General features: G+C 42.9%; 9 protein-coding genes. 1 reads left to right on the top strand and 8 read right to left on the bottom strand.

The annotated features are described in order from the left end of the window. Positions 1 to 244 precede the first annotated feature (244 nt). Both QNH28_RS00045 and gyrA read right to left on the bottom strand, forming a co-directional pair. Entirely contained in the window at positions 245 to 1,342 is a 1,098-nt protein-coding gene (locus tag QNH28_RS00045; protein ID WP_283909670.1) for an HD-GYP domain-containing protein, read from the bottom strand. Positions 1,343 to 1,610: 268 nt separating this feature from the next. Then, a complete protein-coding gene (gyrA, locus tag QNH28_RS00040) occupies positions 1,611 to 4,151 on the bottom strand; it encodes a DNA gyrase subunit A (protein ID WP_283909669.1) in 2,541 nt (846 codons plus the stop codon). A gap of 355 nt (positions 4,152 to 4,506) precedes the next feature. Between gyrA and QNH28_RS00035 the strand changes: the two genes are divergently transcribed. After that, entirely contained in the window at positions 4,507 to 5,382 is an 876-nt protein-coding gene (locus QNH28_RS00035) for a YheC/YheD family protein (protein WP_283909668.1), read from the top strand. Positions 5,383 to 5,511: 129 nt separating this feature from the next. Here QNH28_RS00035 and gyrB read toward each other — a convergent pair whose 3' ends face one another. The 6 genes from gyrB to dnaA all read right to left on the bottom strand — a co-directional run bounded on the left by gyrB (position 5,512) and on the right by dnaA (position 11,839). Beyond that, a complete protein-coding gene (gene gyrB / locus QNH28_RS00030) occupies positions 5,512 to 7,422 on the bottom strand; it encodes a DNA topoisomerase (ATP-hydrolyzing) subunit B (RefSeq protein ID WP_283909667.1) in 1,911 nt (636 codons plus the stop codon). A gap of 47 nt (positions 7,423 to 7,469) precedes the next feature. Next, a complete protein-coding gene (gene remB / locus QNH28_RS00025) occupies positions 7,470 to 7,718 on the bottom strand; it encodes an extracellular matrix regulator RemB (RefSeq protein ID WP_036677731.1) in 249 nt (82 codons plus the stop codon). A 16-nt stretch (positions 7,719 to 7,734) separates the two neighbouring features. After that, positions 7,735 to 8,853, bottom strand: coding sequence for a DNA replication/repair protein RecF (recF, locus tag QNH28_RS00020; protein WP_042123050.1), 1,119 nt, complete (start codon positions 8,851 to 8,853; stop codon positions 7,735 to 7,737). 20 nt (positions 8,854 to 8,873) lie between these two features. Next, positions 8,874 to 9,104 carry a S4 domain-containing protein YaaA gene (gene yaaA, locus QNH28_RS00015; protein WP_283909666.1) on the bottom strand — a complete coding sequence of 77 codons (231 nt, stop codon included), beginning with the start codon at positions 9,102 to 9,104 and terminating at the stop codon, positions 8,874 to 8,876. Between the two features lie 48 nt (positions 9,105 to 9,152). Then, positions 9,153 to 10,295, bottom strand: a complete 1,143-nt coding sequence (dnaN, locus tag QNH28_RS00010; RefSeq protein WP_283909665.1) for a DNA polymerase III subunit beta — start codon at positions 10,293 to 10,295, stop codon at positions 9,153 to 9,155. Between the two features lie 197 nt (positions 10,296 to 10,492). Continuing rightward, positions 10,493 to 11,839 carry a chromosomal replication initiator protein DnaA gene (gene dnaA / locus QNH28_RS00005; protein ID WP_042183777.1) on the bottom strand — a complete coding sequence of 449 codons (1,347 nt, stop codon included), beginning with the start codon at positions 11,837 to 11,839 and terminating at the stop codon, positions 10,493 to 10,495.

The raw sequence follows: 11,839 nt of genomic DNA, 5'->3' as shown, positions 1-11,839 counted from the left end.
AGCAGCAACTCTTATACTATATCATGTTCGGCCGTTTAATGTCAAGCTCTTTTTTTTAATTCTTTTTCGAGCTCGGCATGTGTGTTTCTCGGCCAGAAATAGAATATATCATGTATAGAGATTCATTGCAACACTTTTTTTATATAATCTATAAATAAGAGACTGTGCTATCAATTATCCTAAATGAACTTCTATATACTTGTTAGCACAGTCTCTGTTCTGCATTCTCTCAATACGTACCTGGCTAAGCAATAATCTCCTGAATATACAGATCGCGCTCCACCATTAGGTTAACAATCGCACCCTCTACCTTAATCATAGGACGTGTAGGATTCGCACGATCAGTGAATATAATCTCCCCGTGCCGACCATCACTCAGACGTATTCTGGTTCCATTAAACAAATCGGTGCTTTTCTGTATAAAGGTCTGTACAACAACTGGATCGAGCTTACCGAAGCTTTCTGTCATTATTTGCTCTAACACTAAATAAGGAGACTGTGCTTTTCTATAGGCCCTTTCTAGCGTCATTGCATGGAATATATCTGCTACTGCAACTACTTTAGCGTAAAAATGAATCTGGCTACCTTCTAGCTTAAGTGGATATCCAGACCCGTCGACCTTCTCATGATGCTGCAATGCTGTTAGTCTTACCCCTTCATTAATCGCTGTAACATTACGCAACAATTGATAGCCATATGTAGTATGTCTGCGAACCTCTTCTATTTCAGCACTATTAAGCGACTCCGGCTTATGTAAAAGAGAACTATCCACTTTTGCGTTTCCAATGTCATGTAGTAATCCAGCAAAAGCGATCTGCATCCAATCCTTTTGCGGATACCCGCACCACTGAGCGATCTTATATGATGTTAACGCGGACAGCACGGCATTGTGATAGTTGTAATCCTCGTCTTTTAGCGTACGTGGAGAAAACTTCAACACATGATAATCCTTCAAATGAGTAATTAGTAACTCTAACTGACTCCGCAACTCAAAAATAGGAAGTGAGGCTGCCGTTACCGAACGATAGCTAGTCCTAATAAGTGCGATCATTTTTTCATATTCATCATGTAGTGGGGAATTGTTCTTGATCAGCATCGATTCATTTATAATCGCTCCAGCTTTAAGTGCTGTCTGCTTGGCGTTTTTTTTGACAGCCTCAGAGTTGGCCTCTCCCTGAACCCCTTCGATCTCTACTTGCCCAACCAAAAAAGCTTCTAAAATTTCTAGATCACGGGGGAGTAGTATTTTTCCCTTGGTGAACAAAATCCCCCCCAAAGGTGTAATTACATCTTTGGTTATCTTTGAGCCTGCTTTAACTTCTCCAACCAATACACTTGGCATATACTCAGCCCCTTAATTTCTATAACAATAAGCTCAGGATTACCGAAATCTAATATGACAGATAATTTCTGAGAAAATAGTACTTTATATACTGATTTATACTCTATCGGCTAATTATAGTACGGATAAAAGGAAGCGACTAGTGAAATGAAAACTATTCTTATAAAAATTCTCATTACATTTCATTAAATAACTAGCTATTAATTAATCACAGCAAAAAGAGCAAGGGTCTCTGTAATAGAAGCCCTTGCTCTTTATTGAATATAACCTACTCTAAGTTATCCTCTTGATCCTCAGCGATTGTTTCCGGTTGATCAATATCACCAGATTCATCTACTGCTACTTGCTCCTCGAGGCCTTCCATATCTTCAGACATTTCGTCCTCTTCGTTCTTATCTGCTCTGCACAGAGTAGCCACAGCATCATCCTCGCGGATGTTAATTAGCTTAACCCCTTGCGCATAACGACCCATAGTAGAGATTCCATCCATGCTGGTACGAATCAAGGTACCGCTTGTAGTAATGATCATTAAGTCTTCGTCGTTCTTAACAACTTTAAGACCAACTACAGGACCATTCTTCTCAGTCAGATTAATGGTCTTGATTCCCTTACCACCACGAGTCTGGGAACGATAGTCACCGGCTGGTGTCCGTTTACCATAACCCTTGCTAGTAACAATCAGAACCTCAAGCTCCTTATCGACACAGTCCATACCGATGACATGGTCATTACTGTCAAGCGTAATGCCCTTCACGCCAGTCGCGCTACGACCCATAGAACGAACATCATTCTCTGAGAACGTAATCGACATTCCTCGAGCTGTACCGATAATAAGATTTTGCTGTCCATCTGTCAGCTTAACCTCAATTAGAGAATCCTCTTCACGAAGGTTAATAGCGATAAGTCCGCCTTTGCGGATGTTATTGTAATCCTCAAGTGGCGTCTTCTTCACGATACCTTCGCGGGTAGCAAAGAACAAGTACTTGTCACTATCAGTCTCTTCCACTTGGATTACAGCACTAATCTTCTCACCTTGTTCAATTTGAATCAGGTTGATGATTGGTGTCCCACGTGCAGTACGTCCCAGCTCTGGGATCTCATAAGCTTTAATCCGGTATACCTTACCCTTATCAGTAAAGAACATCAGATAGTTATGAGAGTTACTCACGAAGAGATGCTCCACAAAGTCCTGGTCCTTGGTGTCCATTCCCATCACACCGCGCCCTCCACGCTTCTGACTGCGGTAGGTGCTGACAGGTAGACGTTTGATGTACCCCGTATGCGTAATAGTAATAACAACCTCTTCACGCGGAATAAGGTCTTCATCCAGGATACTTTCTTCACCAACGGTAATCTCTGTCCGGCGTTCATCAGAATATCTATCACGGATATCCTGCAGCTCGTTGCTGATGATTTCCAGTACAAGATGCTCATTCGCCAAAATTTCACGGTACTCTGCAATTTTAGCTAACAATTCGTTATATTCATTCTCGATCTTTTCTCTTTCCAGACCGGTCAGACGCTGCATCCGCATGTCGAGGATCGCTTGAGCTTGCTCTACACTGAGGCTAAAGGTGCTCATTAATCCCTCACGGGCTATATCCGTTGTCCGAGAAGCGCGAATTAACGCAATCACTTCATCCAGATGATCCAGCGCAATACGCAGACCTTCTAAGATATGAGCGCGTGCTTCAGCTTTTTTAAGATCAAATATAGTACGACGACGAATAACTTCAATCTGGTGCTGCAAATAATGATAGAGCACATCACGCAGATTAAGAATTTTCGGCTCGTTGTTCACGATGGCCAGCATGTTGATACCAAATGTAGATTGCATAGAAGTATGTTTATATAGATTGTTCAACACAACATTTGGATTCACATCACGTCTCATCTCAACAACTACACGCATACCGTTACGGTCAGACTCATCTCGAAGATCCGTTATACCCTCGATCCGTTTCTCACGTACTAATTCTGCGATTTTCTCAACCAGTCTTGCCTTGTTCACCTGATATGGCAGCTCATGTACAATGATGCGAGCCTTACCGTTGTTCTCTTCAATGGTTGCCTTCGCACGCATGGTGACTGAACCGCGTCCCGTACGATATGCCTGGCGAATGCCCTCACGACCCAAAATATATCCAGCCGTAGGGAAGTCAGGACCTTGAATATACTCCATCAATTCCATAGGTGTGATATCAGGGTTCTTAATCATCGCCTGCACGCCATCGATAACTTCACCTAGGTTATGCGGTGGAATATTAGTAGCCATACCTACAGCTATACCAGATACCCCATTTACGAGCAGGTTCGGATAACGAGCTGGCAATACAACTGGCTCATTCTCTTCACCATCATAGTTGGGTGCGAAATCAACTGTTTCTTTGTTCAAATCTCGAAGCATTTCGCCTGCAATCTTGGAAAGACGAGCTTCTGTATAACGCATCGCTGCAGCCATATCACCATCAATCGAACCAAAGTTCCCGTGACCGTCCACAAGCATATAGCGCATAGAGAAATCCTGAGCCATCCGTACCATTGTTTCATAGACGGCTGAGTCACCGTGAGGGTGGTACTTACCGATAACCTCACCGACGATTCTTGCCGATTTCTTATGAGGCTTATCCGCAGACATTCCAAGTTCCGACATCGCAAACAAAATGCGTCGGTGAACCGGCTTGAGTCCGTCCCGCACATCTGGCAAAGCCCGGCTAACAATGATGCTCATTGCGTAATCCATAAAGGATTCACGCATTTCCACGCCAATGTCCCGATCTTTGACTTGTGGGTTATTTTGTTCAGCCATGAGTTGCTGGACCTCCTTCAGTTAAAAAACCGCTACCCTTAATTATATTACTTTCACAAAAGTAGCACAATTAAACATGATAGCCTTTTATCTTCTAATATTGATTTCTTTTGCGCTGATTAGGGTATTCGCCCTTTCCGCAAATGTCTTTAGTACATAGACTGTAAAGACAAGAAACACGGTTTTATTATCCTAGTATCGTTCGATAAGGCATAACCCCATATCCTTATATTATACCATTGTTTAGGTAGCTTGTCCTGATTTTCAGCTGCCAAAGATTATGCTTCCACAGCAAGTTTTGCACAAAGGAATTCAAAGGATCAAATGCTGCACAAAATTGTTAAGGAGGAAGATAATGAAGATTCAACGTGTCCCAAGTAAATGGGCTAAAACAAAAGTCATCCTTCAAAATCAATCTCTATCTCTATATGTGCCAGATACTCGTAAATACGATTTAAGTGTTCTTAAAGAAATGCTTGCGTTATATGCTATGGTCTATATAAAACCCGATCGCGGAAGCTTTGGTATTGGTGTAATGAGAGCTGAGCAGCGTACGGTGATTTTAAGTCCTAGCCAGCAGAAGACTGAAATGAATACCACCGCCAATAACGAGGAGATAAAACAGCAAGAAGCACAGATCCTATATATTTTAAGATATGCAAAGACGGCAGAAGTCTTCTTCTCCCCCGAAGAGCTGCATGAGGCCTTACAAAAAAGAATTCAGAACCGTACCTACCTGATCCAAAAAGGAATTGATCTCCTACGTCACCAAGATCGTCCCTTCGACCTTCGAGTTCTTGCCCAAAAGGCTCCATCCGGCGCATGGGAAACGACAGGAATGCTCGGAAGAGTAGCTGCCCCTCAGAAAATCGTCACCAATTATCATAGTGGAGGCAGTATTTTATCGGTAAATACATTATTAAAAAATCATATGGATCCTTCTGAAACACTCTCCATGATTAATCAATTAAAATCTTTAGGCGTACAAATTGCAGGCCAATTGGAAACTACCTATCCAGGAATTAAAGAAATTGGTCTGGATATTGCTATGGATCAGCATATGGATATGTGGCTGCTTGAGGTCAACACGCTTCCATCTATTGTTGTATTCAAGCTATTTCCGGATAAATCTATCTATCGTAGAATACACCGCTATGCTGTAGCATACGGACGTGTAAAAGCTAGAAAATCCCCCTACACTACCCGCAACAGACAATACACCAAAGCCTAAAAAAAGCTCTGAAATCAAAAAACCTCCAGCATTCTCATTCCATTAGGAACAGAAGCCGGAGGTTTTGTTTAAATATAAGAAAGTAAAAGTTTCACACCATACTTTATATCTTATATTTCTCGCTTAATCTTACACATCAAGGTATCTAACGCTCTTCGCATGCTCATGGATAAAGTCACGTCTAGGTTCAACATTATCGCCCATCAGCGTATCAAAGATACTATCAGCGAGCATTGCATCTTCAATCGTTACTTGTAGCATCATACGAGCCTCAGGATCCATCGTCGTGTCCCACAGCTGGGTAGCATTCATTTCACCCAAACCTTTGTAACGCTGAACATTGACCTTAACATTCTCACCAAAAGAGGCGATAATCTCATCGCGTTCCTTCTCGCTACCTGCATAACGGATCACTTTGTTGCGTTCTATCTTGAACAGTGGCGGTTGTGCGATATAGATATAACCGGCATCTACTAGCTTCCGCATGTAACGGTAGAAGAATGTTAACAACAGCGTTCTAATATGAGCTCCATCGACGTCGGCATCCGTCATAATAACGACTTTATGGTAACGAGCCTTCGATAGGTCAAAGTCATCGCTGATCCCTGTACCAAGAGCAGTAATGATAGCCCGGATTTCGGCGTTGGATAGAATACGGTCTAATCGTGCCTTTTCTACGTTTAGAATCTTACCACGTAGCGGTAGAATCGCTTGGAAATGACGATCCCGGCCCTGCTTGGCCGATCCACCCGCAGAGTCACCTTCGACGATATACAGTTCACTGATTGACGCATCCTTGGATGAACAGTCCGCAAGTTTACCAGGTAGTGCACTGACTTCAAGCGCACTCTTACGACGGGTTAACTCACGAGCCTTACGAGCGGCTTCTCGTGCACGTGAAGCTGAAAGCGACTTCTCAAGGACTCGGCGTGAGACTGCCGGATTCTCTTCCAGGAATTCCTGCAATTTCTCTCCAAACAGTGATTCTACAATTCCGCGGACTTCACTATTTCCGAGCTTGGTCTTCGTTTGACCTTCGAACTGAGGCTCTGGAATTTTGACAGAAATAATTGCTGTCAATCCTTCACGCACGTCGTCACCAGTCAGATTTGAGTTACCATCCTTCAGCACACCCGCTTTACGAGCGTAATCGTTGATGATACGTGTTAGCGCACTTTTAAAGCCGGATTCATGCGTTCCGCCCTCATGCGTATTAATATTATTCGCAAAAGAATAGATGTTCTCTGTATACGAATCGTTATATTGGAGAGCTACTTCAACCTGAATCATATCTCGTGAGCCTTCCACGTAGATGGGTTCCTCGTGCAGCGCTTCTTTTTTCTCATTCAGATATTTCACATATTCAACGATACCACCCTCGTATTTGAACACGTTGGTGACATCGGTCCGCTCATCATGCAGTGAAAGCTCAATTCCTTTGTTAAGAAAAGCTAGCTCCCGAATACGAGTAAGCAGTGTCGCATATTCAAAGACCGTGGTTTCAGTAAAGATTTCAGGGTCCGGATGAAAAGTTGTAGTCGTACCTGTCTCGTCCGTATCTCCAACCACTTTGATATCATACTGTGGTGCACCACGTCTGTATTCCTGCTGATAAATATGCCCATCACGCTTAACATTAACAACAACCTTCTCAGACAAGGCATTTACTACAGAGATACCCACACCGTGTAAGCCGCCTGATACTTTATATCCGCCGCCGCCGAATTTACCGCCTGCATGCAGTACTGTCATTACAACTTCAAGCGTCGACTTTTTAAGTTTTTCATTTTCACCTACAGGTATGCCACGTCCATTATCGATAACAGTAATCGCGTTATCCTCATGAATAATCACTTGAATCCGGTCACAATAACCTGCTAGGGCTTCATCGATACTATTATCTACGACCTCCCACACCAAGTGATGGAGACCTTTAGAACTAGTGGAACCAATATACATGCCCGGACGTTTCCGGACAGCTTCTAGCCCTTCCAGTACCTGAATCTGGCTCTCATCATATGTCGGTTGATTCATTGACATGCCTTCACCTACTTCTTTCAGATTATCTCTTTGTTACTAAACGCAAGTTATATTTCGAGCAAAATTTTGGCTCTTTTTTTGAGAGTGGAGGAGGAAATGGGGGAGTAATACACGATATTTTTAGTGACGACAATAGATTTTGCTTCCTCTTCACCAATCCGCTCAAGCTTCTTGTCCTGCTCAGAGTGAATGACGAATTGCTTAGACACCTTGGAAGATTTCTCAATCGAAATATCAAATATTGCAATTAACTCCGAAGAGCGAATAATTTTCTCCCCGCCCAAATGAATATACATGATCTTCCTCCGCTCTTTATAACTCCACTTTTCCATCATGAACATGATATAGGCTGGCGCCCTTTAATTTATCGGCATTCAGACCCTCAATCCCGGTAGCGGTAATGAATGTCTGTACCTTGCTTTGAAAGGTTTCAATAAGCTGGGTCTGTCGGTAAGGATCAAGCTCGGATAAAACATCATCAAGAAGCAGCACAGGATATTCTCCGATTTCTTCATGGATCAACTCGATTTCCGCCAGCTTGAGCGATAAAGCCGTGGTACGCTGCTGTCCCTGAGAACCGTAGACCTGAGCTTCCCGTCCGTTGATAAAAAAGGACAGGTCATCCCGATGGGGACCCGTCAGCGTCATGCCGCGCCTGATTTCTTGTTCTCTTGTTTGTGATAACTTTAACATAAAATTGTCTAATAAGACAGCTTCATCTTCCTCATCCCGATCGCCGAAAGAGGGGACATAGAGCAATTTCAGTTCTTCTCCGCCGTTCGTAATCCCCCGGTGTATGCTTTCAGCCCATATTTGCAGCTTCTTTATGAATTGTTTCCTTTTTTTTACGATTTTAACACCGTGCTCCACAAGTTGAGCATCCCAGATTTCCAACAGGTCTTTTCCTGCTGCCTCTTTCCCCCATAACTGCTTCAGCAAATTGCCTCTTTGCAAAAGGATTTTTTGATACTGCTGGAGGTGAAATAGATAACTAGGCTGGACTTGGCCAATCTCCATATCGAGAAAACGCCGTCTGATGCCAGGTGTGCCTTTGACGATCTCTAAGTCTTCCGGTGCAAACATGACCACATTGAGTGATCCCACAAACTCACTAAGACGTCGTTGTTCTAAACCGTTAATTTTAGCTTTTTTACCTTTGGCAGATAGGGTCAGCTCTAGCTTGAGATCGCCGTACTTACGTTCTACCTCGGCAATGATCTGAGCAGCGTCTCCAGGGGCATCGAATGAGATAAGTTCGCGATCCTTCGAGGTGCGGTGGCTTTTGGTCATCGCCAGGACGAACAATGCCTCCATGAGGTTTGTTTTGCCTTGGGCGTTCTGACCCAGAATCAGATTCACATCGCCCAAGCTCTCCAGACGCAGCAGCCCGTAATTCCGATAATGCTGCAGACCGATATTTTTAACAAACACGAAATGGTTCCTCCCCTAGCCTACTCCTCTTTGACTCCTCCGCCTTCAACCTCAAAGGTACCGTTGTCCTGCACTTCGATTTTGTCACCCGGATAAAGTTTTCTTCCACGCCGTTCCTCTACTTCTCCGTTAACCAATACATGTCCTTCCTGCAGTAAAGCTTTAGCCATTCCACCTGTGGATACACAATCAGAAAGTTTCAGGAATTGGTCCAGCTTAATATATCCACTGTGGATAAGTATTTTCTTCATCGTTTTTATCCTTTCAGCCACTTATCCACATGTTCATGAATGTTGGCATTAGTTTGTTGTACGGTAAGGCAAAATGATATACAAGCTATTAGTTTGGTCAAGTGGCTTCAAAATGATCGGACTCATCATCCCTGTAAATGCTATGACAAGCTGCTCACTCTCAATAACTTTTAGGACATCAAGCATATATTTGGAGTTGAAAGATATTTTGAGCGGTTCACCTTTGAAATCAATGACTTCAAGTTCCTCGCGAACTTTACCAAGCTCTGAAGAGCTAGAAGAAATTTCAATACCACCTTGCTCAAGCGTCTGCATGCGAACAATATTAGTTTTTTCTTCACGGGACAGCAAATAAGCGCGATCAATCGATTCGCTTAATTTTTTTGTGTCCAAAGTTAGTTCTGTTTTGTAGGTTGTTGGAATAATTCTAGAAGTATCCGGATAAATTCCATCAAGGATCCGTGAGTAGAACAGTACTTTGTCGATTTTAAAGAGAACTTGATTGTCCGCAACCACAATATCCACCAGCATATTTTGATCAGGGATAATTTTGCTTAGCTCATTAAGGGTTTTACCGGCGATTACGATATTTGCAAATTGGACATTCTCCGTACCTTCTAGTCTTGCTGCTCTTGTAGCTAAGCGGTGACGGTCTGTCGCTGTAAACTTAAATTCATTATCGGCCAGATTCCACAGTATACCTGTTAAAATCGGAGTTGTCTCTTGGGTAGAAATAGAAAAAGCAGTTTGTTTAATCATATTTTTCAGCAAATCACCTGGCATAGAGATGGTATCATTCTCCTCAATGCTTGGTAGCACTGGGAATTCTTCAGGATCTAAACCTACGATCTGAATCTCTGTGGATCCAGAAGAAATATACGTTTGGAATCCTTCTTTAACTTCCATGTGAATCTCTTTGGAGGGCAGCTTCTTAATAATCTCGACGAAAAATTTAGCGGGAAGAACAACACTTCCTGGCTGATCTATCTTCACGATCGTATGGCTGTCATTCTCTGCTGGAATAAACGATTGAATCGAAATATCGGTGTCGCTTGCAGTTAATGTGACGCCTTGATGGCTAACTTCCAGCTTAATACCGGTCAGAATTGGGATGGTTGTTCTACTGGAGATAGCTTTGGATACGTGTTGAATGGATTCGTTGAGTTCATTTTTAAGAATGCTTATTTTCATGATTTCACTCCTAGCTGAAAAATTGGGAATTTCGTTGTATTTGTATCTCTTTATTACGCGTCTTTACATGATGAATTATTATAGTTATTTAATAGTATTAGTAGTAGGGGCGTCTAATATGTGGATAACCCTATCAAATAGCATAAAATTAAGCCTACCCACATGTGTATAGATTGTGTATAGGCTCTTTGTTCCTCTTAGGAAGGATTTTTAATTTTCTCCGCAAGATTATTTACCACTTTGTACAACTCCTGATCGACCTTTAATGACTGTGTAATTTTATCATGCGCATGAATTACGGTCGTATGGTCACGTCCTCCGAATGCCTCACCAATTTTAGGGAGCGAATAATCCGTTAGTTCACGGGAGAGATACATTGCGATTTGACGTGGAAAAGCTACGGCTTTCGTACGTTTTCGCGCTTTGAAGTCTTCAAGGCGTAAATTGTAGTATTCACCGACTTTTTGCTGAATATCAGCGATGGTAATCATCTTAGGCCGGCTGGAAGGAATAATATCCTTGAGTGCTTCAGCTGCCAAATGAGTGGTTACATCCTGGTTAGTTAGCGAAGAGTAAGCAACAACCCGGATTAATGCACCCTCCAGCTCACGAATATTGGTGTCAATCTGGTTAGCAATATACATCATGGCCTCATTAGGGATATCAAGGTTCTCTGCCTTCGCCTTTTTGCGCAAAATCGCAATTCGGGTTTCTAAATCGGGTGGTTGAATATCCGTAATCAAGCCCCATTCGAACCGGGAACGCAGTCGTTCTTCCAGTGTGGGAATTTCCTTTGGCGGTCGGTCGCTGGAGATGATAATTTGCTTGCGTTCTTCGTGGAGCGCATTGAACGTATGAAAAAACTCCTCCTGCGTGGACTCTTTTCCAGCGAGGAATTGAATATCGTCAATAAGCAAAATGTCAACGTTACGATACTTATTGCGGAAGCTTTCACCGCGGTTATCACGGATCGAATTGATAAATTCATTCGTGAATTTCTCTGATGAGATGTAAATAACCTTGTTATTCGGGTTATGTTCCAGAACATAGTGCCCAATGGCGTGCATTAAATGGGTTTTGCCCAGACCTACTCCACCGTATAAAAACAAGGGATTGTATGCTTTGGCCGGTGCTTCGGCTACTGCCAGTGAGGCTGCATGCGCAAAACGGTTGCCGGAGCCGATTACAAAAGTGTCAAAAGTGTACTTGGGATTGAGTAGATGCGTTTGCGCTTCTTCTCGTGATACTACGGGAGTGGGAGCGGATTGTTGAACTACAAGCTCAGGCGGCTTGCTTTCTTCAATCACAAATTTTACATCCACTTGTTTCCCAGTGACTTCGTAGACCGTTGCTCCTACTAGTTTGGTGTAGCGACTTTCCAGCCATTCTACTGCGAACGTTGTAGGTGCCGAGATAATGAGAACCTGGGAGTTGAAGGTTATCGCTTTAGTAGCCTTAAACCAGGTATCAAAGCTCGGCTTGCTTAATTTGGTTTGAATAATCGATAAAATTTGCTGCCATAATTCGGAAGTATGGCTGTCCAC

Source organism: Paenibacillus sp. G2S3 (assembly GCF_030123105.1).
Lineage (GTDB): Bacteria > Bacillota > Bacilli > Paenibacillales > Paenibacillaceae > Paenibacillus_AQ.
The sequence above is the reverse complement of the archived record's forward strand: the minus strand, read 5'-3'. Positions and strand labels throughout refer to the sequence as shown.